The following is a 25,323-nucleotide window of genomic DNA, read 5'->3' as shown; positions in this document are numbered from 1 at the left end:
GTGTGTTGCCCGAATTTGCGTATGGAAACGACGCTTTGAGCGGCCCTGACCGGGCAAGACACGGAATTGAGAGACAAGAGGGTTTAATGCCTACCGTCAACCAGCTGATCCGCAAGCCGCGCCTGGCGCCGGTGAAGCGCAACAAGGTCCCGGCCATGCAGCAGAACCCGCAGAAGCGGGGCGTCTGCACGCGCGTCTACACCACGACGCCGAAGAAGCCGAACTCGGCGCTGCGCAAGGTGGCCAAGATCCGCCTGACCAATGGTTTCGAGGTGATCGGCTACATCCCGGGCGAAGGCCACAACCTGCAGGAACACTCCGTGGTCATGATCCGCGGCGGCCGCGTCAAGGACCTTCCGGGCGTGCGCTACCACATCATCCGCGGCGTGCTCGATACCCAGGGCGTCAAGAACCGCAAGCAGCGCCGTTCGAAATACGGTGCAAAGCGTCCGAAGTAAGGTTTTCCGGCTTCGGCGCTTTTTTTGACTGCGCCGGGCTATGAGAGATTGAGAGACAAAAGCCATGTCCCGTCGTCACAGTGCAGAAAAGCGTGAGATCAATCCGGACCCGAAGTTCGGCGACCTGATCGTCACCAAGTTCATGAACGCCGTCATGTATGACGGCAAGAAGTCGGTTGCCGAGACCATCGTCTACGGCGCGCTGGACCAGGTCCAGGCCAAGACCAAGCAGGAGCCGGTCACAGTCTTCCATCAGGCGCTCGACAATGTCGCGCCGCATGTGGAAGTGCGTTCGCGCCGTGTCGGCGGCGCCACCTACCAGGTTCCGGTCGACGTGCGCCCCGAGCGCCGCCAGGCGCTGGCCATCCGCTGGCTGATCACCGCGGCGCGCAACCGCAACGAGACCACCATGATCGACCGCCTCTCGGGCGAGCTGATGGACGCGGCCAACAACCGCGGCACGGCCGTCAAGAAGCGTGAAGACACCCACAAGATGGCGGAAGCCAACCGCGCCTTCGCGCACTACCGCTGGTAAAGCGCGAACGAGACTGAGAGGCACCTCCCATGGCCCGCGAATACAAAATCGAAGACTACCGCAATTTCGGTATCATGGCGCATATCGATGCCGGCAAGACGACGACGACCGAGCGCGTCCTGTACTACACGGGTAAGTCGCACAAGATCGGCGAAGTCCATGACGGCGCTGCCACCATGGACTGGATGGAGCAGGAGCAGGAACGCGGCATCACCATCACGTCGGCCGCGACCACGACCTTCTGGAAGGGTCGTGACGGCAAGATGCACCGCTTCAACATCATCGACACTCCCGGACACGTCGACTTCACCATCGAGGTCGAGCGTTCGCTGCGCGTGCTCGACGGCGCCATCGCGCTGCTCGACGCCAATGCCGGTGTCGAGCCGCAGACGGAGACCGTCTGGCGCCAGGCCGACAAGTACCACGTGCCGCGCATGATCTTCTGCAACAAGATGGACAAGATCGGCGCCGACTTCTACCGCTCGGAAGAAATGATCGGCTCGCGCCTCGGCGCGCAGGCCGTCGTCATGCAGCTGCCGATCGGCGCCGAGACCGAGTTCAAGGGCGTCGTCGACCTCGTCGAGATGAATGCGCTGGTCTGGCGCGACGAGACGCTGGGCGCGGCCTGGGACGTCGTCGAGATCCCGGCCGACCTCAAGGAGAAGGCCGAGCAGTATCGCGAGAAGATGATCGAGGCCGCCGTCGAAATGGACGAGACCGCGCTCGAGAATTATCTCGAAGGCAAGATGCCGTCGAATGACGAGATCCGCGCGCTGATCCGCAAAGGCACCATCGCGGTCAAGTTCTTCCCGATGTTCTGCGGCTCGGCCTTCAAGAACAAGGGCGTGCAGCCGCTGCTCGACGCCGTCGTCGAATACCTGCCGTCGCCGGCCGACGTTCCGGCCATCAAGGGCGTCGATGCCAAGACCGACGCCGAGATCGAGCGTCACGCGGACGACAGCGAGCCGCTGTCGATGCTGGCCTTCAAGATCATGAACGACCCGTTCGTCGGCTCGCTCACCTTCGCCCGCATCTATTCGGGCAAGCTGGCCAAGGGCGTCTCGCTCGACAACACCGTCAAGGGCAAGAAGGAGCGCATCGGCCGCATGCTGCAGATGCATGCGAATTCGCGCGCCGACATCGAAGAGGCCTTTGCCGGCGACATCGTCGCTCTGGCTGGCCTTAAGGACACCACCACCGGCGACACGCTCTGCGATCCGCTGCACCCGGTCATCCTCGAGCGCATGGAATTCCCTGATCCGGTCATCCAGATCGCCATCGAGCCGAAGACCAAGAACGACCAGGAGAAGATGGGCCTCGCGCTGCATCGCCTGGCTGCCGAGGATCCGTCCTTCCGCGTCAAGACCGACGAGGAAAGCGGCCAGACCATCATCGCTGGCATGGGCGAATTGCACCTCGACATCATCGTCGACCGCATGCGTCGCGAGTTCAAGGTCGAGGCCAATATCGGCGCGCCGCAGGTGGCCTATCGCGAGACGATCACCCGCACGCACGAGCAGGACTACACGCACAAGAAGCAGACCGGCGGTACCGGTCAGTTCGCCCGCGTCAAGATCCTGTTCGAGCCGGATGCCGAAGGCGGCGACTTCAAGTTCGAGTCGAAGATCGTCGGCGGCGCGGTGCCGAAGGAATACGTCCCCGGCGTCGAGAAGGGCATCAACAGCGTGTTGTCTTCCGGTCCGTTCGCCGGCTTCCCGATGATCGGCGTCAAGGCGACGCTCATCGACGGCGCCTTCCACGACGTCGACTCCTCGGTGCTGGCCTTCGAAATCGCTGGCCGCGCCTGTTTCCGTGAAGCGGCGCCGAAGCTCGGCGTGCAGCTGCTCGAGCCGATCATGAAGGTCGAGGTGGTGACGCCGGAAGACTACGTCGGCAACGTCATCGGCGATCTCAACGGCCGTCGTGGCCAGATCCAGGGTCAGGAGACCCGCGGTGTCGCCGTCGTCGTCAACGCGATGGTGCCGCTGGCCAACATGTTCAAGTACGTCGACAATCTGCGTTCGATGTCGCAGGGCCGCGCCCAGTACACGATGCAGTTCGACCACTACGAGCCGGTGCCGACCGCGGTCGCCCAGGAAGTTCAAAAGAAATACGCGTAACTCGAGCGGGTTGCACGACACCTTAATTCAAGCCCCGCACGGGCAAGCAGGAACGGAGACATCACATGGCAAAAGGTAAATTCGAGCGCACCAAGCCGCATGTGAACATTGGCACGATCGGCCACGTCGATCATGGCAAGACGTCGCTGACGGCGGCGATCACGAAGTATTTTGGCGAATACAAGCGCTATGACCAGATCGACGCGGCGCCGGAAGAGAAGGCGCGCGGCATCACGATTTCGACGGCGCACGTCGAATACGAGACGGCCAACCGCCACTATGCCCACGTCGACTGCCCCGGCCACGCCGACTATGTGAAGAACATGATCACCGGTGCCGCGCAGATGGACGGCGCGATCCTGGTCGTTTCGGCCGCCGACGGCCCGATGCCGCAGACGCGCGAGCACATCCTGCTCGCCCGCCAGGTCGGCGTGCCCTCGATCGTGGTGTTCCTGAACAAGGTCGACCATGTCGACGACGCCGAGCTGCTCGAGCTGGTCGAGCTCGAGGCTCGCGAGCTCTTGACCAAGAACGAGTTCCCCGGCGACGACATTCCGATCGTCAAGGGCTCGGCGCTTGCCGCGCTGGAAGATTCCAACAAGACCATCGGCGAGGACGCGATCCGCGAACTGATGGCGCAGGTCGACGCCTACATCCCGACGCCGGTGCGTCCGCTGGACAAGCCGTTCCTGATGCCGATCGAGGACGTGTTCTCGATCTCGGGCCGCGGCACGGTTGTGACCGGCCGCGTCGAGCGCGGCGTGGTCAAGGTCGGCGAGGAACTCGAGATCGTCGGCATCCGTCCGACGACCAAGACGACCTGCACGGGCGTCGAGATGTTCCGCAAGCTGCTCGACCAGGGCCAGGCCGGCGACAACATCGGCGCGCTGCTGCGCGGCGTCGACCGTGAAGGCGTCGAGCGCGGCCAGGTTCTGGCCAAGCCGGGTTCGGTGAAGCCGCACAAGAAGTTCGTGGCCGAAGCCTACATCCTGACCAAGGACGAGGGCGGCCGTCACACGCCGTTCTTCACCAACTACCGTCCGCAGTTCTACTTCCGCACCACCGACGTGACCGGCATCGTGACGCTGCCGGCCGGCACCGAGATGGTGATGCCTGGCGACAACATCACAGTCGACGTCGAGCTGATCGTGCCGATCGCCATGGAAGAGAAGCTGCGCTTCGCCATCCGTGAAGGCGGCCGCACCGTCGGTGCCGGCATCGTCGTCACCATCAAAGAATAATTGGACTTAAACCGATCTGTCGCGGGCGCGGAAGTTGCCCGCGCCGCGCCAGAACAAGGAAGTGACGCATGAACGGACAGAATATCCGCATCCGCCTTAAGGCGTTTGACCACCGGGTGCTCGACGCCTCGACCCGGGAGATCGTGTCGACGGCCAAGCGCACCGGCGCCAACGTCCGCGGCCCCATTCCGCTGCCGACGCGGATCGAAAAGTTCACGGTCAACCGGTCGCCGCACGTCGACAAGAAGAGCCGCGAGCAGTTCGAGATGCGCACGCACAAGCGTCTGCTCGACATCGTCGATCCGACCCCGCAGACGGTCGATGCTTTGATGAAGCTCGACCTCGCGGCCGGTGTGGACGTCGAGATCAAGCTCTAAGGGAATGAGAGCGCGGTAAGGGGCGATGCCCCTGGCCCGGAACTCTAAAGGAATTGAACCGATGCGTTCAGGTGTGATTGCAAAGAAGGTGGGAATGACCCGCATCTATAACGATGCCGGGGAACATGTTCCCGTCACCGTTCTCCAGATGGAGAACTGCCAGGTCGTGGCGCAGCGCACGCAGGAGAAGAACGGCTATACGGCCGTCCAGCTCGGCGTTGGCCTTGCCAAGGTGAAGAACACGTCGAAGGCGATGCGCGGCCATTTCGCCGCCGCGTCCGTCGAGCCGAAGGCGAAGCTCGCCGAATTCCGCGTCTCCGCCGACAACATGATCGACGTCGGCGCCGAGATCACCGTCGAGCACTTCGTCGCCGGCCAGAAGGTCGATGTGACGGGCACCTCGACCGGTAAGGGTTTCCAGGGCGTGATCAAGCGGCACAACATGGGTGGCGGCCGCGCCACGCACGGTAACTCGGTGTCGCACCGCACGCACGGCTCGACCGGCCAGCGCCAGGACCCCGGCAAGGTGTTCAAGGGCAAGAAGATGGCCGGCCACATGGGCGACGCCCGCGTCACCACGCAGAACGTCGAGGTCGTCTCGACCGACGCCGACCGCGGCCTGATCCTGATCCGCGGCGCCGTTCCCGGCGTCAAGGGCGCCTGGATCCTGGTTCGCGACGCGGCCAAAGTCGCGCTGCCGGCCAATGCGCCGAAGCCTGCCGCGATCCGCGCTGGCGCCGCCAAGAATGAAGCCCCGGCCACCGAGGGAGCGGAATAATGGACCTCAAGATCACAACGCTGGGCGGCAAGGACGCCGGCAAGGTGAAACTCTCCGAGGAGATTTTCGGCCTTGATCCGCGCGAGGACATCCTGCAGCGCGTCGTGCGCTGGCAGCTGGCCAAGAAGCAGCAGGGCACGCACAAGGCCAAGGGCCGCGCCGAGATCGCGCGCACCGGCGCCAAGATGTACAAGCAGAAGGGTACGGGCCGCGCCCGTCACCATTCAGCTCGCGCTCCGCAGTTCCGCGGCGGCGGCAAGGCGCACGGCCCGGTCGTGCGCAGCCACGAGCACGACCTGCCGAAGAAGGTACGCGCGCTCGGCCTCAAGCATGCTCTCTCGGCCAAGGCCAAGAGCGCGTCGATCATCATCGTCGACGAGCTGAAGCTGACCGAGGCCAAGACCAAGGCGCTGGTGGCGAATTTCGAGACGCTCGGCCTGACCAACGCCTTGCTGATCGGCGGCGCCGAGCTCGACCAGAACTTCAAGCTGGCGGCGACCAACATTCCGAACATCGACGTGCTGCCCATCCAGGGCATCAACGTCTACGACATTCTGCGCCGCGGCACGCTGGTCCTTTCCAAGGCCGCCGTCGAGGCTCTCGAGGAGCGCTTCAAATGACCGACCTTCGTCACTACGACGTGATCGTCTCGCCGGCGATCACCGAAAAGTCGACCATGGCTTCCGAGCAGAACCAGGTCGTCTTCAACGTCGCCAAGAAGGCGTCGAAGCCGGAAATCAAGGCCGCCGTCGAAGCCCTCTTCGGTGTCAAGGTTACGGCCGTGAACACGCTTGTCCGCAAGGGCAAGATCAAGCGCTTCCGCGGCACGATCGGCCGCCAGGGCGACGTCAAGAAGGCGGTTGTGACGCTGGCCGACGGCCAGTCGATCGACGTCGCGACGGGTCTCTGAGCTAGGCCGCGAGGACAGGACAATGGCACTCAAGAAATTCAACCCGGTAACGCCGAGCACCCGCCAGCTGGTCATCGTCGACCGCTCGGGGCTCTACAAGGGCAAGCCCGTCAAGGGCCTGACCGAAGGCCTGACCAAGTCGGGCGGCCGAAATAACTACGGCCGCATCACGGCCCGCTTCATCGGCGGGGGTCACAAGCGTTCGTACCGCATCATCGACTTCAAGCGGCGCAAGTTCGACGTCGTCGGCACGGTCGAGCGGATCGAGTACGATCCGAACCGCACCGCCTTCATCGCGCTGATCAAGTATGACGATGGCGAGCTGTCCTACATCATCGCCCCGCAGCGCCTTGCTGCCGGCGACAAGATCGTGGCAGGCGAAGCCGTCGACGTGAAGCCGGGCAATGCGATGCCGCTGGCCTCGATGCCGGTCGGCACGATCGTCCACAACATCGAGCTGAAGCCGGGCAAGGGCGGCCAGGTCGCCCGTTCGGCTGGCGGTTACGCCCAGCTCGTCGGCCGCGACCAGGGCATGGCGATCCTGCGCCTCAACTCGGGCGAGCAGCGCGTCGTGCACGGCTCCTGCATGGCGACCGTCGGCGCGGTGTCGAACCCCGACCACGGCAACATCAACGACGGCAAGGCCGGCCGCACGGTGTGGCGCGGCAAGCGCCCGCACAATCGCGGCGTGGCCATGAACCCGGTCGATCACCCGCACGGCGGCGGCGAAGGCCGCACCTCGGGTGGCCGTCATCCGGTTTCGCCCTGGGGCAAGCCGACCAAGGGCAAGAAGACGCGGTCCAACAAGGCGACCGACAAGTTCATCGTGCGCTCGCGCCATCAGCGCAAGAGCTAAGAAGAGGTAACGCCAAGTGACTCGTTCGATTTGGAAAGGCCCCTTCATCGACGGCTACCTTCTCAAGAAGGTGGACAAGGTTCGTGAAGGCGGTCGCAATGAGGTGATCAAGATGTGGAGCCGCCGCTCCACCATCCTGCCGCAGTTCGTCGGCCTCACCTTCGGTGTCTACAACGGCCAGAAGCATGTTCCCGTCTCCGTGAACGAGGACATGGTCGGTCACAAGTTCGGTGAATTCGCTCCGACCCGGACCTATTACGGTCATGGCGCGGATAAGAAGGCGAAGAGGAAATAATCATGGGCAAGGCCAAAGCTCCGCGCAGGCTTGCTGACAACGAAGCGCGCGCCGTTCTGCGCACGATCCGTATCAGCCCGCAGAAGCTGAACCTGGTTGCCGCGCTGATCCGCGGCAAGAAGGTCGCGACAGCGCTTTCCGACCTCGAATTCTCGGCCAAGCGGATTTCCGGCACGGTCAAGAAGACGCTGGAATCGGCGATCGCCAACGCGGAAAACAACCACGACCTCGACGTCGACGCGCTGATCGTGGCGGAAGCCTATGTCGGCAAGTCGATCGTCATGAAGCGGTTCCACGCTCGTGGCCGTGGTCGCGCCAGCCGTATCGAAAAGCCGTTCTCGCACCTCACGATCGTCGTTCGTGAAGTCGAGGAAAAAGGGGAGGCCGCATAATGGGCCAGAAAGTCAATCCGATCGGGCTGCGTCTCGGCATCAACCGCACCTGGGATTCGCGCTGGTTCGCGAACACCGGCGAGTACGGCCAGCTGCTGCATGAGGATATCAAGATCCGCAAGTATCTTGAGAAGGAACTCAAGCAGGCCGCGATCTCCAAGGTCGTGATCGAGCGTCCGCACAAGAAGTGCCGCGTCACCATCCATGCGGCGCGTCCGGGCCTGATCATCGGCAAGAAGGGCGCCGACATCGAGAAGCTTCGCAAGAAGCTGATGGAGATGACGAAGTCCGAGACGCACCTCAACATAGTCGAGGTGCGCAAGCCGGAGATCGACGCCACGCTGGTCGCGCAGTCGATCGCGCAGCAGCTCGAGCGCCGCATCGCGTTCCGCCGCGCCATGAAGCGCGCCGTGCAGTCGGCGATGCGTCTCGGCGCCGAGGGCATCCGCATCAACTGCTCGGGCCGTCTGGGCGGCGCCGAAATCGCCCGCATGGAATGGTACCGCGAAGGCCGCGTGCCGCTGCATACGCTGCGCGCCGATGTCGACTACGGCACGGCCGAGGCGAACACCGCCTACGGTATCTGCGGCGTCAAGGTCTGGGTGTTCAAGGGCGAGATCCTCGAGCACGACCCGATGGCTTCGGAACGCCGCGCGACCGAGGGCGATCATGCGCATGGCGGTGCCGCCGGTGGCGAGCGCGAACGCGGCCGCCGTCGCGAAAACGCCTGAGACATTTGAGAATTTGGAGTTAGAACGATGCTGCAGCCAAAGCGCACAAAGTTCCGCAAGCAGTTCAAGGGCCGTATCCACGGTACCGCCAAGGGCGGCACCAACCTGGATTTCGGCGGTTTCGGGCTGAAGGCGCTTGAGCCGAACCGCGTCACCGCGCGCGAGATCGAGGCGGCCCGCCGCGCGATCACCCGCGAGATGAAGCGCGCCGGCCGCGTCTGGATCCGGGTGTTCCCGGATCTGCCGGTCACCTCGAAGCCGACCGAAGTGCGCATGGGTAAGGGCAAGGGCGCCGTCGACTATTGGGCGGCGCGCGTCAAGCCTGGCCGCATCATGTTCGAGATCGACGGCGTCAGCGAAGAGACGGCGCGCGAGGCGCTGCGTCTCGGCGCTGCCAAGCTCTCGGTCAGGACGCGCTTCGTACAGCGCATCGCAGAATAAGGACGGGCCGATCATGAAAGCCGAAGACATCCGGACCAAGACCCAGGACCAGCTGACCGACGACCTGGCCAGCCTGAAGAAGGAGCAGTTCAACCTGCGCTTCCAGAAGGCCACCGGTCAGCTCGAGAAGACCGCACGCGTGAAGCAGGTCCGCAGGGACATCGCGCGCATCAAGACCATCGCCGCGGAAAAGTCCGCGGCCAAGAAGGCTTAAGGACGAAAACCATGCCAAAGCGCATTCTGCAGGGCACCGTCGTCAGCGACAAGAACGAGAAGACGGTTGTCGTCAAGGTCGAACGGCGCTTCACGCATCCCGTGATGAAGAAGACCGTGCGCATGACCAAGAAGTACAAGGCGCACGACGAGAACAACGCCCACAAGGTCGGCGACCAGGTGTTCATCCAGGAATCGAAGCCGATTTCGAAGGATAAGCGCTGGATCGTCGTGTCTTCGGACCAGGCGTAAACAAACGAATTTTGGACAGACCGGGGAGGGGCTTCGAGCCCGTCCCGTTAGAAAAGAAGAAGGCGGCCAGTCATGATTCAGATGCAAACAAACCTCGACGTCGCGGATAATTCCGGCGCCCGTCGTGTCATGTGCATCAAGGTGCTGGGCGGCTCGAAGCGGAAATACGCTTCCGTCGGCGACATCATCGTGGTGTCGATCAAGGAAGCCATTCCGCGCGGCCGCGTGAAGAAGGGCGATGTGATGAAGGCGGTCGTGGTTCGCACGGCCAAGGACATCCGTCGCCCGGACGGCAGCGTGATCCGTTTCGACAAGAACGCGGCCGTTCTCGTCGACAACAAGAAAGAGCCGATCGGCACGCGTATCTTCGGACCGGTTCCGCGCGAACTCCGCGCCAAGAACCACATGAAGATCATCTCGCTCGCGCCAGAAGTGCTGTAAGGAGCCGGACCAATGCAGAAGATTAGAAAAGGCGACAAGGTCGTCGTGCTGGCCGGCAAGGACAAGGGCCGTTCGGGCGAAGTCCTCTCGGTGCAGCCGAAGGACGACACCGCGCTGGTGCGTGGCGTCAACATGATCCGTCGTCACCAGAAGCAGTCCCAGTCCCAAGAGGGCGGGATCATCACCAAGGAAGCGCCGATCAACCTGTCGAACATCGCGCTGGCCGACCCCAAGGATGGCAAGCCGACCCGCGTCGGTTTCATCTTCCAGAAGGACGGCAAGAAAGTGCGCGTCGCCAAGCGCTCGGGAGAAGTCATCAATGGCTAAGGCTGAAACCAAGCAGGCGACTGCCAAGAACGAGCCGCGCCTCAAGAAGGTCTACAACGAGACCATCCGCAAGGCGCTGCAGGAGCAGTTCGGCTACGACAACGACATGCAGGTTCCGCGCCTCGACAAGATCGTGCTGAACATGGGCGTTGGCGAGGCGACCGGCGATTCGAAGAAGCCTTCGGTCGCCGCCGAAGACCTGGCGCTGATCGCCGGCCAGAAGGCCGTCGTCACCCGCGCCCGCAACTCGATCGCCGGCTTCAAGGTGCGCGAGAACATGCCGATCGGCGCCAAGGTCACGCTGCGCAAGGAACGCATGTACGAGTTCCTCGACCGCCTCGTGAACATCGCGCTGCCGCGCGTCCGCGACTTCCGCGGGCTGAACCCGAAGAGCTTTGACGGCCGTGGCAACTACGCCATGGGCATCAAGGAACACATCGTGTTCCCGGAGATCAACTACGACAAGGTTGATCAGGTCTGGGGCATGGACGTCATCGTTTGTACGACGGCGAAGACGGACGACGAAGCCAGGGCTCTGCTCAAGGCTTTCAACTTCCCCTTCCGCCAGTAACGGCAGCGAAAAAGGAAAAATCTGAAATGGCAAAGACCAGCTCAGTCGAGAAGAACAACAGGCGCCGGAAGCTTGCGGACCAGTATGCCGCCAAGCGTAACGCGCTGAAGGCCATCGTCATGGATCAGTCCAAGCCGATGGAAGAGCGTTTCCGCGCCCAGTTGAAGCTGTCGGCACTGCCGCGCAACTCGGCCAAGATCCGCATCCGCAACCGCTGCGAAGTCACGGGGCGTCCGCGCGCCTACTATCGCAAGCTCAAGGTTTCGCGTATCGCGCTTCGCGATCTTGGCAACAACGGCCAGATCCCGGGCCTGGTCAAGTCGAGCTGGTAAGGAGGACATTGAGATGTCATTGAGCGATCCTCTCGGCGATATGCTGACCCGCATCCGCAACGCCTATGGCCGCAAGAAGTCGAGCGTCTCGACTCCGGCCTCGCGTCTGCGCACCCGCGTCCTCGACGTGCTGAAGGCTGAAGGCTATATCCGCGACTACAGCCAGACCGACTTCGAGAACGGCAAGTCCGAAATCGAAATCGAGCTGAAGTATTTCGACGGCGCGCCGGTCGTGCGCGAAATCGCCCGCGTCTCGAAGCCGGGCCGCCGCGTCTATGTCTCGGCCAAGTCGATCCCGCAGGTCGCCAACGGCCTCGGCATCGCCATCCTTTCGACGCCGAAGGGCGTGATGGCCGACCACGAAGCGCGCGAGCAGAATGTCGGCGGTGAAATCCTCTGCCAGATCTTCTGATCCGGCGCGTGAGATCGAAAGCGGTATCCGGTTTTCGGGAACGCTCGAAAACTGGAACCTGAACCAAGAGAAGTGACGAGGACAACAAAATGTCTCGTATTGGAAAGAAACCCGTTTCGCTGCCGCAGGGCGTGACCGCGACCGTCAACGGCCAGACCGTGACGGCGAAGGGCCCCAAGGGCGAGCTGAAGTTCGTGGTCAATGACGAAGTGCTGGTCAAGCTGGAAGGCACCGAGATCGCCGTTCAGCCGCGCGACCAGACCAAGACCGCCCGCGCCAAGTGGGGCATGTCGCGCACGCAGATCGTCAACATCCTTCAGGGTGTCAAGGACGGCTTCGAGAAGCGGCTCGAGATCACCGGCGTCGGCTATCGCGCCGCCATGCAGGGCAAGAACCTGCAGCTGGCGCTCGGCTTCAGCCATGACGTGATCTACGAGACCCCGCAGGGCATCACGATCACGGTGCCGAAGCCGACGGAAATCACGGTCACCGGCATCGACAAGCAGCAGGTCGGCCAGGTTGCCGCCGAGATCCGCGAGTATCGCGGCCCCGAGCCCTACAAGGGCAAGGGCGTGCGCTACGCCGGCGAGAAGATCGTCCGCAAGGAAGGCAAGAAGAAGTAAGACTGCAACGCCGCGGGGAGCGGCCGCGGGAGGCTTGGCCTACCGCACAGGGTTGCCCCCGGCTACTGAAGGCAAGGAACTGACATTATGGCTAGCCCGAAAGAAACCACCCAACGCCGTGCGCAGCGCGTGCGCCGTCAGCTCAAGAAGGTCGCCGGCGAGCGTCCGCGGCTGTCGGTCCACCGCACCTCGAAGAACATCTACGTCCAGGTCATCGACGATGCCCAGGGCCGCACCCTGGCCGCCGCCTCGACGCTGGAGAAGGACCTCAAGGGTTCGCTCAAGACGGGCGCCGACACCGCTGCCGCTGCCGCGGTCGGCAAGCTGATCGCCGAGCGCGCTTCGAAGGCCGGCGTCAAGGAAGTCGTCTTCGATCGCGGCCCGTACATCTATCACGGCCGCGTCAAGGCGCTGGCCGACGCTGCCCGCGAAGGTGGCCTGAGCTTCTAAGCTTGGTCCCGAAAAGTTGCAGACTTTTCGGATAGGATCATGCAAGGAAGAAAATGATTTTTCACCGCCGGCGACCCAAAAGTGGCGCCGGCATTTCAGCAACCCGTGCTTCCGGAAAAGAACAAGGAACAGGATATGGCACAGGAACGTAGGGAAGGCGGCCGCGGCCGCGAGCGTGATCGCGAAGAGCGCGATGACGGCATGGTGGACAAGCTCGTCCACATCAACCGCGTCGCCAAGGTGGTTAAGGGCGGCCGGCGTTTCGGCTTCGCCGCTCTCGTCGTCGTCGGCGACCAGAAGGGCCGCGTCGGCTTCGGCCACGGCAAGGCGCGCGAAGTGCCGGAAGCGATCCGCAAGGCGACCGAGTCGGCCAAGCGCGACATGATCTTCGTGCCGCTGCGCTCGGGCCGCACGCTGCATCACGACGTCGAGGGCCGCTGGGGCGCCGGACGCGTTCTGCTGCGCGCCGCCAAGCAGGGTACTGGCATCATCGCCGGCGGCCCGATGCGCGCCGTCTTCGAGACGCTCGGCATGCATGACGTGGTCGCCAAGTCGATGGGTTCGTCGAACCCGTACAACATGGTTCGCGCCACCTTCGACGCGCTGAAGAGCCAGATGCATCCGAAGGATGTGGCTGCAGCGCGCGGCATCAAGTACTCGACCCTTCAGGCCCGCCGCGGCAATGCCGTTGCGGCTGAAGAATAGTCGACGCTGACCAGGGATCCAGACCATGGCCAAGAAAGCTACCAAGACCATCACCGTCGAGCAGATCGGCTCGCCGATCCGCCGGCCGAAGGAGCAGCGCGCTACGCTGGTCGGCCTCGGCCTCAACAAGATGCACAAGCAGCGCACGCTGGAAGACACGCCCTCCGTGCGCGGCATGATCGCTGCCGTCCAGCATCTCGTCCGCGTCGTGGACGAGGGCTGAGCACAAGCGCAGGAGAACGAAGATGAAACTCAACGATCTGCGTGACAAGGACGGCGCCACGCACTCCAAGAAGCGCCTGGGCCGCGGTATCGGCTCCGGCTCGGGCAAGACCGCCGGTCGCGGCGTCAAGGGCCAGAAGGCGCGCTCCGGTGTCGCCATCAACGGCTTCGAGGGTGGCCAGATGCCGCTCTACCGGCGCCTGCCGAAGCGCGGCTTCAACAACCTGTTCGGCAAGAGCTTCACGGTCGTGTCGCTGGCCCGCATCCAGGCTGCGGTCGACGCCAAGAAGCTCGACGCCAAGGCAACGGTGACGGCCGAAGCGCTGGTCGCGGCCGGCGTCATCCGCCGCGTCAAGGACGGCGTGCGCGTGCTCTCGGACGGCGAGCTCAAGGCGAAGCTTGCCTTCGACGTGGCGGGCGCCTCCAAGGCCGCCATCGAGAAGATCGAGAAGGCCGGCGGTTCGGTGAAGGTGCCGGAAAAGGCCGCCGCCGAGTAACGGCGATTTGAAGCGCGGTCGGCAAGAGCGGACCTCGTTTTTGCTCCCGATCGCGCTTTGATCTGATCAATATGGCGGCCGCGTCAACGCGGCCGCTTGCATGTTTACGGTCCGGAGCTTATCTCGTGAGCTTCGGTGACACGCGCCGCCTGAGCTGCGGGCATCGAGCGTGACATAGCAATCAAAGAAGTAGAGCATGATGTTGTCCGAAAACCGCTCCACACTTTTCGGCATCATGCTCTAGCGGAGAATCAGGCATGGCTTCGGCTGCTGAACAACTAGCCTCGAATCTGAATTTTTCGGCCTTCGCCAAGGCCGAGGACCTGAAGAAACGCATCTGGTTCACCATCGGCGCGCTGCTCGTCTATCGGCTCGGCACCTATATCCCGCTGCCCGGCATCAATCCGGACGCTTTCGCCCAGGCCTTCTCCTCGCAGAGCAAGGGCGTGCTCGGCATGTTCAACATGTTCGCCGGCGGCGCCGTGCAGCGCATGGCGATCTTCGCGCTGGGCATCATGCCCTACATCTCCGCCTCCATCATCATGCAGCTGATGACCTCGGTCATCCCATCGCTGGAAGCGCTGAAGAAGGAAGGCGAGCAGGGCCGCAAGATCATCAACCAGTACACGCGCTACGGCACCGTGCTTTTGGCGCTGGTGCAGGCCTATGGCATCTCCGTCGGGCTGGAAGGCGGCAACGGCATCGTCAACGATCCCGGCATGTTCTTCCGCATCTCGACTGTGGTGACGCTGGTCGGCGGCACCATGTTCCTGATGTGGCTCGGCGAGCAGATCACCGCGCGCGGCATCGGCAACGGCATTTCGCTGATCATCTTCTCCGGCATCGTCGCCGGCCTGCCGCGCGCCATCTCCGGCACGCTGGAACTCGGCCGCACCGGCGCGCTGTCGACCGGCCTGATCCTGGCGATCATCGTTTTGGCCATCGTCGTCATTGCGCTCATCGTGTTCTTCGAGCGCGCGCAGCGCCGCCTGCTGATCCAGTACCCGAAGCGCCAGGTCGGCAACCGCATGTTCCAGGGCGATACCTCGCACCTGCCGCTGAAGCTCAACACGTCGGGCGTCATCCCGCCGATCTTCGCGTCGTCGCTGTTGCTCCTGCCGGCAACAGTCGCCGGCTTCTCGCAGACGACCAACATGCCCGCCTGGGCGAGCACGATCCTTGCCTCGCTCGGCCACGGCCAACCGCTCTACATGGCGTTCTACGCGGCGATGATCGTGTTCTTCGCCTTCTTCTACACGGCGATCGTCTTCAACCCCAAGGACACCGCCGACCAGCTCAAGAAGCATTCCGGCTTCATTCCGGGCTACCGCCCGGGCGAGCGCACCGCCGATTACATCGACTATGTTCTCACGCGCATCACCGTCATCGGCGCCATCTACCTGGTGCTGGTGTGCCTGCTGCCCGAATTCCTGATTTCAGCGACTGGCGTACCATTCTACCTTGGTGGCACATCGCTTCTGATCGTGGTCAGTGTAACGCTCGATACGGTGGCGCAGATCCAGGGTCACCTGATCGCGCACCAGTATGAGGGCCTGATCAAGAAGTCGAAGTTGCGCGGGGGGAAGAGGACCAGATGAGGCTGATATTGCTTGGACCGCCGGGGGCGGGCAAGGGGACGCAAGCGCAAAGACTGGTAGAGAAATACCGCATACCGCAGCTCTCGACCGGCGACATGCTGCGTGCGGCCGTACAGGCCGGCACGGAAGTGGGCAAGCGGGCCAAGGCGGTGATGGATGCCGGCGAACTGGTGTCGGACGCCATCGTCAACGCGATCGTGGCCGAGCGCATCGATCAGGCCGACTGCGCAAATGGCTTCATCCTCGACGGTTACCCGCGCACGCTGGTTCAGGCCGATGCGGTTGAATCGATGCTCGCCGACCGTGGCCTCCATCTCGATGCCGTCATCGAACTCGTGGTCGACGACAAGGCGCTGGTTGGACGAATCGTCAAGCGCGCCGAGGATGCCAAGGCCGCCGGCCAGCCGGTGCGCAAGGACGACAATCCGGCTGTGTTCGAGGAGCGCCTGCGGGAGTACTACAAGAAGACCGCGCCGCTGATCGGCTACTATTACGCCAAGGGCAGGCTGAAGAGCGTCGACGGCATGGCCGACATAGACGCGGTGACGCGCGAGATCGAAACGGTGCTCAAATCCGTCACCCAGGCGGCGGCATAGAGAAAACAGACGATTGCGCTTGACTGTAGCGGTCCGCTGGGGTATGGCGGCCCGTCTTCCATCAGGCATAGGCTTTGCTTGTCCGCAAGGGCAAGGCAGCCGCTTTGAACTGGAAACTCCCGCAAGGGCCGGCCTCCACCGGACGCGGGGCAACTTGAAGCGCCGGCGTGTCCGGCCCATATGGAGATGAGAGAAGATGGCTCGTATAGCCGGCGTCAACATTCCGACCAACAAGCGCGTCGTCATTGCGCTTCAGTACATTCACGGCATTGGCAAGAAGTTCGCCCAGGAGATCGTCGACAAGGTCGGCATCCCGGCCGAGCGCCGCGTCAACCAGCTGACCGACGCGGAAGTGCTGCAGATCCGCGAGACGATCGACCGCGACTACCAGGTCGAAGGCGACCTGCGCCGCGAAGTGTCGATGAATATCAAGCGGCTCATGGATCTCGGCTGCTATCGCGGCCTGCGTCACCGCCGCTCGCTGCCGGTCCGCGGCCAGCGCACGCATACCAATGCGCGCACCCGCAAGGGCCCGGCGAAGTCGATCGCCGGCAAGAAGAAGTAATTAGGGGAATAAGGGAGTAGGGGAGTAAGGCGGTAGGGAATAGTCCGAAAATCGGATCATTTGTTTCCCTACTCCCTTACTTCCCTATTCCCCTACTCCCTTACCAAGGTGGAGCCGCTGGCATTACGGCGGTGTAGAGATCAACTGAAAGGACTACCATGGCCAAGGAAGCCGCTCGTGTTCGCCGTCGCGAACGCAAGAATATCTCGTCGGGCGTTGCCCACGTCAATTCGACCTTCAACAACACGATGATCACCATCACCGACGCGCAGGGCAATTCGATCGCCTGGTCGTCGGCCGGCGCCCAGGGCTTCAAGGGTTCGCGCAAGTCGACCCCGTTCGCCGCCCAGATGGCCGCCGAGGACGTCGCCAAGAAGGCGCAGGAACACGGCATGCGCATGCTCGAGGTCGAGGTCTGCGGGCCCGGCTCGGGTCGTGAATCGGCGCTGCGCGCGCTGCAGGCCGCCGGCTTCACCATCACCTCGATCCGTGACGTGACGCCGATCCCGCACAATGGCTGCCGCCCGCGCAAGAAGCGCCGCGTCTAAGGAACTATCGAACGCCGCGCGAACGCCAAAAAGCGTTCCTCCGCGGCATTCCAGGTCGCCCGCCACGATTGGATGGTGGCGGGGCAACGGAAGGAAAGCATCATGATCCAGAAAAACTGGCAGGAACTGATCAAGCCGAACAAGATCGAGTTCTCGTCGAAGAAGAAGACGCTGACCACGCTGGTCGCCGAGCCGCTCGAGCGCGGCTTCGGCCTCACGCTGGGCAACGCGCTGCGGCGCGTGCTTCTGTCTTCGCTGCGCGGCGCGGCCGTCACCGCGGTGCAGATCGACGGCGTCCTGCATGAATTCTCGTCCATCGCCGGCGTGCGCGAGGACGTGACCGATATCGTGCTCAACATCAAGGAAATCGCCATCCGTATGGAAGGCGACGGCCCGAAGCGCATGGTCGTTCGCAAGCAGGGCCCGGGCGCCGTGCTGGCCGGCGACATCCAGACGGTCGGCGACGTCGAGATCCTCAACCCCGACCACGTCATCTGCACGCTGGACGAGGGCGCCGAGATCCGCATGGAGTTCACCGTCGACACCGGCAAGGGCTATGTGCCGGCCGAGCGCAACCGCGCCGAGGACGCGCCGATCGGCCTGATCCCGGTCGACAGCCTCTACTCGCCGGTCAAGAAGGTCTCCTACAAGGTCGAGAACACCCGCGAGGGCCAGGTCCTCGACTATGACAAGCTGACCATGACCATCGAGACCGACGGCTCGATCTCGGGCGAGGACGCGGTGGCTTTTGCCGCTCGCATCCTGCAGGACCAGCTCGGCCTGTTCGTCAACTTCGACGAGCCGCAGAAGGAAGTCGCCGCCGAAGCCGTCACCGAGCTTGCCTTCAACCCGGCGCTGCTCAAGAAGGTCGACGAGCTGGAGCTCTCGGTGCGTTCCGCCAACTGCCTGAAGAACGACAACATCGTCTATATCGGCGACCTGATCCAGAAGACCGAAGCCGAGATGCTGCGCACCCCGAACTTCGGCCGCAAGTCGCTGAACGAGATCAAGGAAGTCTTGGCGGCGATGGGCCTGCACCTCGGCATGGAAGTGCCGGACTGGCCGCCGGAAAACATCGAAGACCTCGCAAAGCGTTACGAAGACCAATATTGAGCATGAATTCCAAGGATCGGCGGCGTGAGCCGCCAGATCCGACGGTCATGCGGAAAACCATCAGAGGCCGTGGCCTCTTGAACAACTGAAGAAGGAAAAGAGCCATGCGCCACGGTTTCAAAGGCCGTCGTTTCGCCCGCAGTGTAAGCCACCGCAAGTCGATGTTCGCCAACCTCGCAGTCTCGCTGCTCGAGCACGAGCAGATCGTCACCACTCTGCCGAAGGCTAAGGACCTGCGTCCGATCGTCGAGAAGCTGGTGACGCTCGGCAAGCGCGGCGATCTGCATGCGCGCCGTCAGGTGATCGCCCAGATCGGCAATGAGGGCGTCGTCAAGCGCCTGTTCGAGACGATCGCGCCGCGCTACGCCTCCCGCAACGGCGGCTACCTGCGCATCATGAAGGCGGGCTTCCGTCACGGCGACAATGCCGCGATGGCGGTCATCGAGTTCGTCGACCGCGACACCTCGGCCAAGGGCGCCGGCGACCGCGCCCGCATCGAAGCCGAAGGTACCGAAGAGGAAGTCGCGGCCGCCTGAGGCTGGGCTTTTCGCAAGTGTTCAAAGGGGCCCTGTGGGCCCCTTTTTACATTCTGAAATCGGCGCTTGGCGTTTCCGACAATTTCGTCGGCCGACGCCCGTGCTTTTGCGCGACAATTATCGGATTTCGGTGCATTAGCCTTTCATTCTGCACAATCGTCGGGACAATGGCGCCCGATTTGGAGGATTCGGAATGCGCATGAAACGGCTGTCCCTTGTTCTGATCTCGGCCTTGCTGGCGTTCGCGCCGGCGGCCAGGCAGGCGCTGGCCGAGGACGCCGCCAAGCCCGCCGATCCCGGCCTGTCCGACGTGCTGACCGATCTTCTCCATGGCGTCGAAGGCGAGAACGCCACCTCCGGACCCGACAAGCGCGTGCCGTTCGGCCGCGAGGAGGTGCAGCTCTCGTTCGCGCCTTTGGTCAAGCAGACGGCGCCGGCCGTGGTCAACGTGTATGCCTCGCAGACCGCCAAGGTGACGTCGCCTTTCGAGGGCGATCCCTTCTTCGAGGAATTCTTCGGCCGCGCGCAGCCGCGCGCGCAATCCTCGCTGGGCTCTGGCGTGCTGGTCGACCCGAGCGGTGTCATCGTCACCAACTACCACGTCATCAAGGATGCCGACGAGGTGAAGGTGGCGACCGCCGACGGGCGCGAGTTCACCAGCAAGGTCATGCTCAAGGATGAGACGCTCGATCTCGCCGTGCTCAAGATCTCCGCCGACAAGCCGTTCCCGGTGATCGCCATCGGCGATTCCGACGCGCTCGAGGTCGGCGATCTGGTGCTGGCGATCGGCAATCCGTTCGGTGTCGGCCAGACCACCACCAGCGGCATCGTTTCGGCGCTGGCCCGCAGCCATATCGGCGTTTCGGATTCGGGCTATTTCATCCAGACCGACGCCGCCATCAATCCCGGCAATTCCGGTGGCGCGCTGATCAACATGGGCGGCCAGCTGGTCGGCATCAACACGGCGATCTACAGCCGCAGCGGCGGCTCGATCGGCATCGGTTTCGCCATCCCCGCCAATATGGTGCGGGCGTTCGCCGACGCGGCCAAGGCCGGTCTCGATTTCTTCGAGCGGCCCTATGTCGGCGCCGAGTTCGAGGCGGTGACGCCGCAGATCGCCGAATCGCTCGGCATGGAAAAGCCGACCGGCGCGCTGGTCTCGTCGGTCGATGCTGCCGGGCCGGCGGGCAAGGCTGGGCTGAAGCCCGGCGATGTCGTGCTCTCGCTCAACGGCACGACCGTCGAAAGCATCGAGGCGCTGGATTATCGTATGGCGACGTTGTCGATCGGCACCAAGGCCAGCTTCGCCGTGCTCAGCAAGGGCCAGCAGGCGACGATGGATATCGCGCTGGAGCGCGCGCCGGAAGGCGCCAAGGCCACCGAGGTGACGCTGCATGGCCGCAGCCCGTTCGCCGGCGCCAAGGTGGCGGAGCTGTCGCCGCGGCTGGCGCAGCGGCTCGGCCTGCGCACCGACCTCAAGGGGGTCGCCGTGGTCGACATCAATCGCGATTCGCCGGCCGCCGATTTCGGCTTCCAGCCGGGCGACATCGTGCGCGAGGTGAACGGCACGACTGTCGACACGGCGGCGACGCTGGCGCAGGTAGCCCAGCAGGACACGCGCTGGTGGCGCTTTACCGTCGAGCGCGGCGGGCAGATACTGCGCCAGGTGTTGCGTTATTGAGGCGATCCAGGGATCGTCCTCCAGCTTTGAAGACCGTTCATGGCCGATTTGTTCAGCGTCGATGAACCGGAAAAGGCGCCGCCCGGCCGGCCGCTGGCCGACCGGCTGCGCCCGAAAAACCTCGGCGAGGTCGTTGGCCAGGAGCATCTGACCGGTCCGGATGGCGCGCTGACCAGGCTGATCGATTCCGGCTCGCTCGGCTCGATGATCTTCTGGGGCCCGCCAGGCACCGGCAAGACCACGGTGGCCCGGCTGCTGGCCGGCGAGACCAAGCTTGCGTTCGAGCAGATATCGGCGGTGTTTTCCGGAGTCGCCGACCTCAAGAAGGTGTTCGAGGCAGCGAAGCTGCGCCGCGGCAACGGCCGCCAGACCTTGCTATTCGTCGACGAGATCCATCGCTTCAACCGGGCTCAGCAGGACGGCTTTCTGCCGGTAATGGAAGACGGCACCGTCGTGCTGGTCGGCGCCACCACGGAAAACCCGTCCTTCGAGCTGAACGCCGCGCTTTTGTCGCGCGCGCGCGTGTTGGTCTTCCGTTCGCTCGGCGAGGACAGCATCGCCAAGCTGCTGGCGCGGGCGGAGGAGACCGAGGGCAGGGCGCTGCCGCTCGACGACGAGGCGCGGGCCATGCTGATCCGCATGAGCGACGGCGACGGCCGAGCTTCGCTGACGCTTGCCGAAGAAGTGTGGCGCGCCGCCAAGCCGGGCGAGGTGTTCGGGCCGGAGGGCCTGCAGCGCATCATCCAGCGCCGCGCGCCGATCTACGACAAGGGTCAGGACGGTCACTACAATCTGATCTCGGCGCTGCACAAATCGGTGCGCGGCTCCGATCCGGACGCGGCCCTCTACTATCTCGCCCGCATGTTCGACGCTGGCGAGGATCCGCTCTATCTCGGCCGCCGGCTGGTGCGCATGGCGGTGGAGGATATCGGGCTGGCCGACCCGCAGGCGCTGGTCATCGCCAATGCCGCGAAGGACGCCTACGACTATCTGGGTTCGCCCGAGGGCGAGCTCGCCTTCGCCGAGGCCGCCGTCTATCTCGCCACCGCGCCGAAATCCAACGCCGTCTACACCGCCTTCAAGGCGGCGACACAAGCGGCAAAGGAGCACGGCTCGCTGCTGCCGCCCAAGCACATCCTCAACGCGCCGACCAAGCTGATGAAGGAAGAGGATTACGGAGCCGGCTACCGCTACGACCACGACGAGCCCGACGCCTTTTCCGGCCAGGACTATTTCCCCGAAAAGATGGGCCGGCGCACCTTCTACGATCCGCCCGAGCGGGGCTTCGAGCGCGATATCAGGAAGCGGCTGGAATACTGGGCCAAGCTGCGCGGCGAGCGGGAAAGGTAGGCTGCTTCTCGCGGCTGGCCGTTTGCCGCGGTCCGTGCCTGGTCAGCCGGCAAGCGCCGCGCGGATCTTGCCCGCGTTTTCCGCCAGCACCTCGGGCTTTTCCATCTGTCCGCTGTGCGGCTTCAGGGGGACGCCTTCGAAGCGCGGGATGACATGGACATGCAGGTGGTAGACGGTCTGGCCCGAAGCCGGTTCGTTGAACTGCAGGATGGTGACGCCGTCGGCGCCGAAGGCTTTCTTGACCGCCTGCGCCAGCTTCTGAACGCCAATGAAGAGCGGCCCGAGCGTTGCCGTGTCGGCGTCGAGCAGATTGCGCGATGGCGCCTTCGGCACCACCAGCGTGTGGCCCTTTCCTTGCGGCATCACGTCCATGAAGGCGATGACCGCATCGTCTTCATAGACGCGGTGCGAGGGGATTTCGCCGCGCAGGATCTTCGCGAAGATGTTGCCGGGATCGTAGTCAGCCATGGCGGGCGCTCCTGATCATGGATGTCCTGCCTCGTGTAGCGAAGCCGTCATGGCGCGGCAAGGCAGGTCAGCCGAGATCGATTCATGCCCGCCTCGACCAGGGCGTGGCCTATTCGGCCAGATCCTTGCGGAACGGCGTGTGTTCCTCGAGATATTCGCCCATCCGCTCGACCTCGCGGCGCTCGCGGCGGAGATAATCGGCCACCGCGTTGCGCAGGCCTGGATGCGCGATGTAGTGCGCCGAGTGCATGGTCACGGGGCGGTAGCCACGCGCCAGCTTGTGCTCGCCCTGCGCGCCGGCTTCCACCACCTTCAGCCCGCGCTCGATGGCGAAGTCGATCGCCTGGTGGTAGCAGACCTCGAAATGCAGGAAGGGGTGGTCCTCGATGCAGCCCCAGTTGCGTCCGTAGAGCGCGTCCGAGCCGATGAAGTTGATGGCGCCGGCGATGTAGCGGCCGTTGCGCTTGGCCATCACCAGCAGGATGTCGTCGGCCATGCGCTCGCCGATCAGCGAGAAGAACTGGCGGTTCAGATAGGGCCGCCCCCATTTGCGGCTGCCGGTATCCATGTAGAAGGCGAAGAAGTCGTCCCAGGCCTTCTCGGTCAGGTCCTTGCCGGTCAGCCAGTCGATGGTGATGCCGTCCACCAGCGCCTCGCGCCGCTCCTTCTTCATCGCCTTGCGTTTGCGCGAGGCAAGCGTGGCGAGGAAATCGTCATAGCTCGAAAAGCCTTCATTGAAGAAATGGAACTGCTGGTCGGTGCGGTGCAGGAAGCCGGCTGCTTCCAGCGTCGCGACATCGCTTTCCGAGGCGAAGGTGACATGCGCCGAGGACACGCCGAGCCTGTCGGTCACCATCTTCAGGCCGGCGGCGAGGCCGGCCTTCACGGCGCTATCGTCCTCGCCCTTGCTGACCAACAGGCGAGGGCCGGTGACTGGCGTGAACGGCACGGCGCTTTGCAGCTTCGGATAGTAACGACCACCGGCGCGCTCGAACGCATCCGACCAGCCATGATCGAAGACATATTCGCCCTGGCTGTGCGATTTGAGATAGCACGGCACGGCGCCCAGCAGCCTGCCTTGCGCCGTCTCCAGCCGCAGGTGATGGCCCTGCCAGCCGGTGCGGCGCACGGCGCAGCCGGACTCTTCAAGCGCGCTCAAAAAGGCGAATGAAACGAGAGGGTTATAGCCGGTTTCCTCGTCGCCGCGCGCGGTCCCGGCAAAGCCGTTCCACTCGTCGCAGGTGAAGGCGCCGATGCCGGAGGCGACGCGGATCGAAAACTCCGCATTCGCCATCTGACCATCATCGTCATCACCCTGATCCATGAGGCTTATTTAAGCTCCATCCGGGGCCGCGCAAGCCTGGATCACGCCACCTTTACGAGATCGGGTTCGAAACCCTCGAAGGTCATCTGGTCGGCATATTTGAAGGTGAGGTCCACCGCCGGCTGGTCATGCACGGTCCAGGTGATGACCGGCATTTTCAGCCGCTGGCGCACAAAGCTGACGAAGGGGTTGGGCAGGTCGCCGGCGGCATAGGAGGTGAAGGCGATGTCATGCGCCAGCATGGCGAAATGTGCCTCTATCAGCTGGTTGTCCTTGCCGTAGGCGGTAAGCCCGCCAGGAATGCCGGGCGCGTCCTTCGGGAAATCGCGGATCAGCCAGTGGTCGAACGACATGATCGCCGCCTTGCCCTTGTAGCGCTTGAGCATCTTGCCGACGCTCGCCACAAGGCCCTGGTCGTAGCCCGGCGTGCCCTTCAGTTCGACCACCAGCGGCACGCGGCCGTCGATCAGGTCGAGCGCCTGCTGCAGCGTCGGCACATGATCGGCCGTGCCGCCGACCTTGAGCGCCGAGAGCTCCGCCGCGGTGCGCTGCCAGACGAAGCCGTCCTCGCCGGTCAGCCGCTTGATGTCGCCATCATGGATGACGACGGGAACGCGGTCCGACGAGAGATGCACGTCGCATTCGATCGCGTAGCCGCGCTCGGCGGCGGCTGCGAAGGCCGACAGCGTGTTCTCCCAGCGCGTCTTGTTCATGTCGTGGAAGCCGCGGTGGGCCACGGGCCGGGCGGTCAGCCAGGAAAGATCGGTCATGATGTCAGTCCGGCTCATTCGACTTCGAAGATCGCTTCGATTTCCACCGCAGCGTTGAGCGGCAGCGAGGCGGTACCGACGGCGGAGCGGGCGTGCTTGCCGCTTTCGCCCAGTACCGCGACCAAGAAATCGGAAGCGCCGTTGGCGACCAGATGCTGCTCGACGAAGTCGGGCGCCGAGGCGACGAAGACGGTGATCTTGACCAGGCGCCGGATCTTCCCGAGATCGCCGAGCGCTGCCTTGGCCTGCGCCAGGATGTTGATGGCGCAGTATTTTGCGGCTTCCTTGCCGGCCGCCGTATCGACGTCGCGGCCGAGCAGGCCGCTCGCCTGCAGCTTGCCGTCCTTGAGCGGCAACTGCCCCGCCGTGAACAGCAGATTGCCGGTCCGGCAATAGGGCACATAGTTGGCGGCCGGCGCGGCGGCGGCCGGAATCGTGACGCCGAGATCGCTTAGCCGCTTTTCGATTGTTTCGCTCATCGTATTTCCCTATTGCTTGAAGACGCAGCGCGAGCCGGGCCGAAATTGCTATTTTTGCCTCGCTTCCGCCATGACTTTTTTTAAGCTGGACCATCTTTCCCTGCGGCCTGCCATCA

Annotated in this window: 37 protein-coding genes; 33 read left to right on the top strand and 4 right to left on the bottom strand. The window is 63.8% G+C overall.

Annotated features, from left to right (window positions below; all coding sequences use genetic code 11):
- Nucleotides 1-86 precede the first annotated feature (86 nt).
- From rpsL to EN846_RS17625, 33 genes are all read left to right on the top strand, one after another.
- A complete protein-coding gene (gene rpsL, locus EN846_RS17785; protein ID WP_006202128.1) occupies nt 87-458 on the top strand; it encodes a 30S ribosomal protein S12 in 372 nt (123 codons plus the stop codon).
- Between the two features lie 64 nt (nt 459-522).
- A complete protein-coding gene (gene rpsG / locus EN846_RS17780; protein WP_126054431.1) occupies nt 523-993 on the top strand; it encodes a 30S ribosomal protein S7 in 471 nt (156 codons plus the stop codon).
- A gap of 29 nt (nt 994-1,022) precedes the next feature.
- Complete coding sequence (fusA, locus tag EN846_RS17775; RefSeq protein ID WP_127284730.1) at nt 1,023-3,113, top strand: elongation factor G; 2,091 nt, start codon at nt 1,023-1,025, stop codon at nt 3,111-3,113.
- Between the two features lie 65 nt (nt 3,114-3,178).
- Entirely contained in the window at nt 3,179-4,354 is a 1,176-nt protein-coding gene (gene tuf, locus EN846_RS17770; RefSeq protein ID WP_135928097.1) for an elongation factor Tu, read from the top strand.
- Nucleotides 4,355-4,422: 68 nt separating this feature from the next.
- Nucleotides 4,423-4,731 carry a 30S ribosomal protein S10 gene (gene rpsJ / locus EN846_RS17765; RefSeq protein WP_006205468.1) on the top strand — a complete coding sequence of 103 codons (309 nt, stop codon included), beginning with the start codon at nt 4,423-4,425 and terminating at the stop codon, nt 4,729-4,731.
- A 61-nt stretch (nt 4,732-4,792) separates the two neighbouring features.
- Nucleotides 4,793-5,509, top strand: coding sequence for a 50S ribosomal protein L3 (gene rplC, locus EN846_RS17760; protein WP_127286411.1), 717 nt, complete (start codon nt 4,793-4,795; stop codon nt 5,507-5,509).
- On the top strand, nt 5,509-6,129 hold the full coding sequence (gene rplD / locus EN846_RS17755) for a 50S ribosomal protein L4 (RefSeq protein ID WP_127286410.1): 621 nt from the start codon (nt 5,509-5,511) through the stop codon (nt 6,127-6,129). Before rplC ends, rplD begins: the two co-directional genes overlap by 1 nt.
- On the top strand, nt 6,126-6,419 hold the full coding sequence (locus EN846_RS17750) for a 50S ribosomal protein L23 (protein ID WP_126054435.1): 294 nt from the start codon (nt 6,126-6,128) through the stop codon (nt 6,417-6,419). The genes rplD and EN846_RS17750 overlap by 4 nt, the downstream gene beginning before the upstream one ends.
- Before the next feature lie 22 nt (nt 6,420-6,441).
- Nucleotides 6,442-7,275 carry a 50S ribosomal protein L2 gene (rplB, locus tag EN846_RS17745; RefSeq protein WP_126054436.1) on the top strand — a complete coding sequence of 278 codons (834 nt, stop codon included), beginning with the start codon at nt 6,442-6,444 and terminating at the stop codon, nt 7,273-7,275.
- Between the two features lie 16 nt (nt 7,276-7,291).
- Nucleotides 7,292-7,570 (top strand): 30S ribosomal protein S19, encoded by a 279-nt coding sequence (gene rpsS / locus EN846_RS17740; RefSeq protein WP_015317982.1) that lies wholly within the window; start codon nt 7,292-7,294, stop codon nt 7,568-7,570.
- Between the two features lie 2 nt (nt 7,571-7,572).
- A complete protein-coding gene (rplV, locus tag EN846_RS17735; protein WP_006205462.1) occupies nt 7,573-7,962 on the top strand; it encodes a 50S ribosomal protein L22 in 390 nt (129 codons plus the stop codon).
- The gene (rpsC, locus tag EN846_RS17730; protein WP_127286409.1) at nt 7,962-8,693 is read left to right on the top strand and encodes a 30S ribosomal protein S3; all 732 of its coding nucleotides are present in this window, start codon (nt 7,962-7,964) and stop codon (nt 8,691-8,693) included. The genes rplV and rpsC overlap by 1 nt, the downstream gene beginning before the upstream one ends.
- Nucleotides 8,694-8,720: 27 nt before the next feature.
- On the top strand, nt 8,721-9,134 hold the full coding sequence (gene rplP, locus EN846_RS17725) for a 50S ribosomal protein L16 (protein ID WP_126054438.1): 414 nt from the start codon (nt 8,721-8,723) through the stop codon (nt 9,132-9,134).
- A gap of 13 nt (nt 9,135-9,147) precedes the next feature.
- Nucleotides 9,148-9,348, top strand: coding sequence for a 50S ribosomal protein L29 (rpmC, locus tag EN846_RS17720; protein ID WP_126042433.1), 201 nt, complete (start codon nt 9,148-9,150; stop codon nt 9,346-9,348).
- Nucleotides 9,349-9,359: 11 nt separating this feature from the next.
- Complete coding sequence (rpsQ, locus tag EN846_RS17715) at nt 9,360-9,599, top strand: 30S ribosomal protein S17 (protein WP_010909280.1); 240 nt, start codon at nt 9,360-9,362, stop codon at nt 9,597-9,599.
- 72 nt (nt 9,600-9,671) lie between these two features.
- Nucleotides 9,672-10,040 carry a 50S ribosomal protein L14 gene (rplN, locus tag EN846_RS17710; RefSeq protein WP_006205457.1) on the top strand — a complete coding sequence of 123 codons (369 nt, stop codon included), beginning with the start codon at nt 9,672-9,674 and terminating at the stop codon, nt 10,038-10,040.
- Nucleotides 10,041-10,052: 12 nt separating this feature from the next.
- The gene (gene rplX / locus EN846_RS17705; protein ID WP_127286408.1) at nt 10,053-10,367 is read left to right on the top strand and encodes a 50S ribosomal protein L24; all 315 of its coding nucleotides are present in this window, start codon (nt 10,053-10,055) and stop codon (nt 10,365-10,367) included.
- Nucleotides 10,360-10,938, top strand: a complete 579-nt coding sequence (gene rplE, locus EN846_RS17700) for a 50S ribosomal protein L5 (RefSeq protein WP_127286407.1) — start codon at nt 10,360-10,362, stop codon at nt 10,936-10,938. The genes rplX and rplE overlap by 8 nt, the downstream gene beginning before the upstream one ends.
- A gap of 26 nt (nt 10,939-10,964) precedes the next feature.
- On the top strand, nt 10,965-11,270 hold the full coding sequence (gene rpsN, locus EN846_RS17695; protein ID WP_127286406.1) for a 30S ribosomal protein S14: 306 nt from the start codon (nt 10,965-10,967) through the stop codon (nt 11,268-11,270).
- Between the two features lie 13 nt (nt 11,271-11,283).
- The gene (gene rpsH, locus EN846_RS17690) at nt 11,284-11,682 is read left to right on the top strand and encodes a 30S ribosomal protein S8 (RefSeq protein WP_126054443.1); all 399 of its coding nucleotides are present in this window, start codon (nt 11,284-11,286) and stop codon (nt 11,680-11,682) included.
- 89 nt (nt 11,683-11,771) lie between these two features.
- Entirely contained in the window at nt 11,772-12,305 is a 534-nt protein-coding gene (rplF, locus tag EN846_RS17685) for a 50S ribosomal protein L6 (RefSeq protein WP_127285250.1), read from the top strand.
- Nucleotides 12,306-12,392: 87 nt separating this feature from the next.
- Nucleotides 12,393-12,755, top strand: a complete 363-nt coding sequence (rplR, locus tag EN846_RS17680) for a 50S ribosomal protein L18 (protein ID WP_127285249.1) — start codon at nt 12,393-12,395, stop codon at nt 12,753-12,755.
- Nucleotides 12,756-12,890: 135 nt separating this feature from the next.
- Nucleotides 12,891-13,460 carry a 30S ribosomal protein S5 gene (rpsE, locus tag EN846_RS17675; RefSeq protein ID WP_127285248.1) on the top strand — a complete coding sequence of 190 codons (570 nt, stop codon included), beginning with the start codon at nt 12,891-12,893 and terminating at the stop codon, nt 13,458-13,460.
- A 25-nt stretch (nt 13,461-13,485) separates the two neighbouring features.
- On the top strand, nt 13,486-13,683 hold the full coding sequence (gene rpmD / locus EN846_RS17670; protein ID WP_006205449.1) for a 50S ribosomal protein L30: 198 nt from the start codon (nt 13,486-13,488) through the stop codon (nt 13,681-13,683).
- 22 nt (nt 13,684-13,705) lie between these two features.
- A complete protein-coding gene (gene rplO, locus EN846_RS17665) occupies nt 13,706-14,179 on the top strand; it encodes a 50S ribosomal protein L15 (protein WP_127285247.1) in 474 nt (157 codons plus the stop codon).
- A 257-nt stretch (nt 14,180-14,436) separates the two neighbouring features.
- Nucleotides 14,437-15,777, top strand: coding sequence for a preprotein translocase subunit SecY (gene secY, locus EN846_RS17660; protein WP_127285246.1), 1,341 nt, complete (start codon nt 14,437-14,439; stop codon nt 15,775-15,777).
- A complete protein-coding gene (locus EN846_RS17655) occupies nt 15,774-16,373 on the top strand; it encodes an adenylate kinase (protein ID WP_127285245.1) in 600 nt (199 codons plus the stop codon). Before secY ends, EN846_RS17655 begins: the two co-directional genes overlap by 4 nt.
- A gap of 196 nt (nt 16,374-16,569) precedes the next feature.
- A complete protein-coding gene (gene rpsM / locus EN846_RS17650) occupies nt 16,570-16,938 on the top strand; it encodes a 30S ribosomal protein S13 (RefSeq protein WP_006205445.1) in 369 nt (122 codons plus the stop codon).
- 158 nt (nt 16,939-17,096) lie between these two features.
- Nucleotides 17,097-17,486, top strand: a complete 390-nt coding sequence (gene rpsK / locus EN846_RS17645; protein ID WP_006205444.1) for a 30S ribosomal protein S11 — start codon at nt 17,097-17,099, stop codon at nt 17,484-17,486.
- A gap of 102 nt (nt 17,487-17,588) precedes the next feature.
- Nucleotides 17,589-18,599, top strand: a complete 1,011-nt coding sequence (locus EN846_RS17640) for a DNA-directed RNA polymerase subunit alpha (protein ID WP_006205443.1) — start codon at nt 17,589-17,591, stop codon at nt 18,597-18,599.
- Between the two features lie 104 nt (nt 18,600-18,703).
- On the top strand, nt 18,704-19,135 hold the full coding sequence (gene rplQ / locus EN846_RS17635; protein ID WP_127285244.1) for a 50S ribosomal protein L17: 432 nt from the start codon (nt 18,704-18,706) through the stop codon (nt 19,133-19,135).
- A gap of 193 nt (nt 19,136-19,328) precedes the next feature.
- A complete protein-coding gene (locus EN846_RS17630; RefSeq protein ID WP_127310037.1) occupies nt 19,329-20,816 on the top strand; it encodes a DegQ family serine endoprotease in 1,488 nt (495 codons plus the stop codon).
- A 39-nt stretch (nt 20,817-20,855) separates the two neighbouring features.
- Entirely contained in the window at nt 20,856-22,166 is a 1,311-nt protein-coding gene (locus tag EN846_RS17625) for a replication-associated recombination protein A (protein ID WP_127285242.1), read from the top strand.
- 42 nt (nt 22,167-22,208) lie between these two features.
- On the opposite strand, the gene EN846_RS17620 is transcribed toward EN846_RS17625, so the two are convergent.
- From EN846_RS17620 to EN846_RS17605, 4 genes are all read right to left on the bottom strand, one after another.
- The gene (locus EN846_RS17620; protein ID WP_127310035.1) at nt 22,209-22,634 is read right to left on the bottom strand and encodes an HIT family protein; all 426 of its coding nucleotides are present in this window, start codon (nt 22,632-22,634) and stop codon (nt 22,209-22,211) included.
- A gap of 109 nt (nt 22,635-22,743) precedes the next feature.
- A complete protein-coding gene (locus EN846_RS17615; RefSeq protein WP_127392957.1) occupies nt 22,744-23,958 on the bottom strand; it encodes a GNAT family N-acetyltransferase in 1,215 nt (404 codons plus the stop codon).
- 41 nt (nt 23,959-23,999) lie between these two features.
- Nucleotides 24,000-24,728, bottom strand: coding sequence for a glycerophosphodiester phosphodiesterase (locus EN846_RS17610; RefSeq protein WP_127392958.1), 729 nt, complete (start codon nt 24,726-24,728; stop codon nt 24,000-24,002).
- Between the two features lie 14 nt (nt 24,729-24,742).
- Complete coding sequence (locus EN846_RS17605) at nt 24,743-25,207, bottom strand: RidA family protein (RefSeq protein WP_128346865.1); 465 nt, start codon at nt 25,205-25,207, stop codon at nt 24,743-24,745.
- Nucleotides 25,208-25,323: the final 116 nt, after the last annotated feature.

It is taken from the genome of Mesorhizobium sp. M4B.F.Ca.ET.203.01.1.1 (genome assembly GCF_004791025.1).
Lineage (GTDB): Bacteria > Pseudomonadota > Alphaproteobacteria > Rhizobiales > Rhizobiaceae > Mesorhizobium > Mesorhizobium abyssinicae.
Note: the sequence above shows the minus strand (reverse complement) of the source record. Positions and strands in the feature narration are given on the sequence as shown.

Bases quoted from the DNA above. Each gene is read 5' to 3' on its own strand.
- rpsL (WP_006202128.1), top strand. From the start codon at position 87: ATGCCTACCGTCAACCAGCTGATCCGCAAGCCGCGCCTGGCGCCGGTG.
- rpsG (WP_126054431.1), top strand. From the start codon at position 523: ATGTCCCGTCGTCACAGTGCAGAAAAGCGTGAGATCAATCCGGACCCG.
- fusA (WP_127284730.1), top strand. From the start codon at position 1,023: ATGGCCCGCGAATACAAAATCGAAGACTACCGCAATTTCGGTATCATG.
- tuf (WP_135928097.1), top strand. From the start codon at position 3,179: ATGGCAAAAGGTAAATTCGAGCGCACCAAGCCGCATGTGAACATTGGC.
- rpsJ (WP_006205468.1), top strand. From the start codon at position 4,423: ATGAACGGACAGAATATCCGCATCCGCCTTAAGGCGTTTGACCACCGG.
- rplC (WP_127286411.1), top strand. From the start codon at position 4,793: ATGCGTTCAGGTGTGATTGCAAAGAAGGTGGGAATGACCCGCATCTAT.
- rplD (WP_127286410.1), top strand. From the start codon at position 5,509: ATGGACCTCAAGATCACAACGCTGGGCGGCAAGGACGCCGGCAAGGTG.
- EN846_RS17750 (WP_126054435.1), top strand. From the start codon at position 6,126: ATGACCGACCTTCGTCACTACGACGTGATCGTCTCGCCGGCGATCACC.
- rplB (WP_126054436.1), top strand. From the start codon at position 6,442: ATGGCACTCAAGAAATTCAACCCGGTAACGCCGAGCACCCGCCAGCTG.
- rplV (WP_006205462.1), top strand. From the start codon at position 7,573: ATGGGCAAGGCCAAAGCTCCGCGCAGGCTTGCTGACAACGAAGCGCGC.
- rpsC (WP_127286409.1), top strand. From the start codon at position 7,962: ATGGGCCAGAAAGTCAATCCGATCGGGCTGCGTCTCGGCATCAACCGC.
- rplP (WP_126054438.1), top strand. From the start codon at position 8,721: ATGCTGCAGCCAAAGCGCACAAAGTTCCGCAAGCAGTTCAAGGGCCGT.
- rpmC (WP_126042433.1), top strand. From the start codon at position 9,148: ATGAAAGCCGAAGACATCCGGACCAAGACCCAGGACCAGCTGACCGAC.
- rpsQ (WP_010909280.1), top strand. From the start codon at position 9,360: ATGCCAAAGCGCATTCTGCAGGGCACCGTCGTCAGCGACAAGAACGAG.
- rplN (WP_006205457.1), top strand. From the start codon at position 9,672: ATGATTCAGATGCAAACAAACCTCGACGTCGCGGATAATTCCGGCGCC.
- rplX (WP_127286408.1), top strand. From the start codon at position 10,053: ATGCAGAAGATTAGAAAAGGCGACAAGGTCGTCGTGCTGGCCGGCAAG.
- rplE (WP_127286407.1), top strand. From the start codon at position 10,360: ATGGCTAAGGCTGAAACCAAGCAGGCGACTGCCAAGAACGAGCCGCGC.
- rpsN (WP_127286406.1), top strand. From the start codon at position 10,965: ATGGCAAAGACCAGCTCAGTCGAGAAGAACAACAGGCGCCGGAAGCTT.
- rpsH (WP_126054443.1), top strand. From the start codon at position 11,284: ATGTCATTGAGCGATCCTCTCGGCGATATGCTGACCCGCATCCGCAAC.
- rplF (WP_127285250.1), top strand. From the start codon at position 11,772: ATGTCTCGTATTGGAAAGAAACCCGTTTCGCTGCCGCAGGGCGTGACC.
- rplR (WP_127285249.1), top strand. From the start codon at position 12,393: ATGGCTAGCCCGAAAGAAACCACCCAACGCCGTGCGCAGCGCGTGCGC.
- rpsE (WP_127285248.1), top strand. From the start codon at position 12,891: ATGGCACAGGAACGTAGGGAAGGCGGCCGCGGCCGCGAGCGTGATCGC.
- rpmD (WP_006205449.1), top strand. From the start codon at position 13,486: ATGGCCAAGAAAGCTACCAAGACCATCACCGTCGAGCAGATCGGCTCG.
- rplO (WP_127285247.1), top strand. From the start codon at position 13,706: ATGAAACTCAACGATCTGCGTGACAAGGACGGCGCCACGCACTCCAAG.
- secY (WP_127285246.1), top strand. From the start codon at position 14,437: ATGGCTTCGGCTGCTGAACAACTAGCCTCGAATCTGAATTTTTCGGCC.
- EN846_RS17655 (WP_127285245.1), top strand. From the start codon at position 15,774: ATGAGGCTGATATTGCTTGGACCGCCGGGGGCGGGCAAGGGGACGCAA.
- rpsM (WP_006205445.1), top strand. From the start codon at position 16,570: ATGGCTCGTATAGCCGGCGTCAACATTCCGACCAACAAGCGCGTCGTC.
- rpsK (WP_006205444.1), top strand. From the start codon at position 17,097: ATGGCCAAGGAAGCCGCTCGTGTTCGCCGTCGCGAACGCAAGAATATC.
- EN846_RS17640 (WP_006205443.1), top strand. From the start codon at position 17,589: ATGATCCAGAAAAACTGGCAGGAACTGATCAAGCCGAACAAGATCGAG.
- rplQ (WP_127285244.1), top strand. From the start codon at position 18,704: ATGCGCCACGGTTTCAAAGGCCGTCGTTTCGCCCGCAGTGTAAGCCAC.
- EN846_RS17630 (WP_127310037.1), top strand. From the start codon at position 19,329: ATGCGCATGAAACGGCTGTCCCTTGTTCTGATCTCGGCCTTGCTGGCG.
- EN846_RS17625 (WP_127285242.1), top strand. From the start codon at position 20,856: ATGGCCGATTTGTTCAGCGTCGATGAACCGGAAAAGGCGCCGCCCGGC.
- EN846_RS17620 (WP_127310035.1), bottom strand. From the start codon at position 22,634: ATGGCTGACTACGATCCCGGCAACATCTTCGCGAAGATCCTGCGCGGC.
- EN846_RS17615 (WP_127392957.1), bottom strand. From the start codon at position 23,958: ATGGATCAGGGTGATGACGATGATGGTCAGATGGCGAATGCGGAGTTT.
- EN846_RS17610 (WP_127392958.1), bottom strand. From the start codon at position 24,728: ATGACCGATCTTTCCTGGCTGACCGCCCGGCCCGTGGCCCACCGCGGC.
- EN846_RS17605 (WP_128346865.1), bottom strand. From the start codon at position 25,207: ATGAGCGAAACAATCGAAAAGCGGCTAAGCGATCTCGGCGTCACGATT.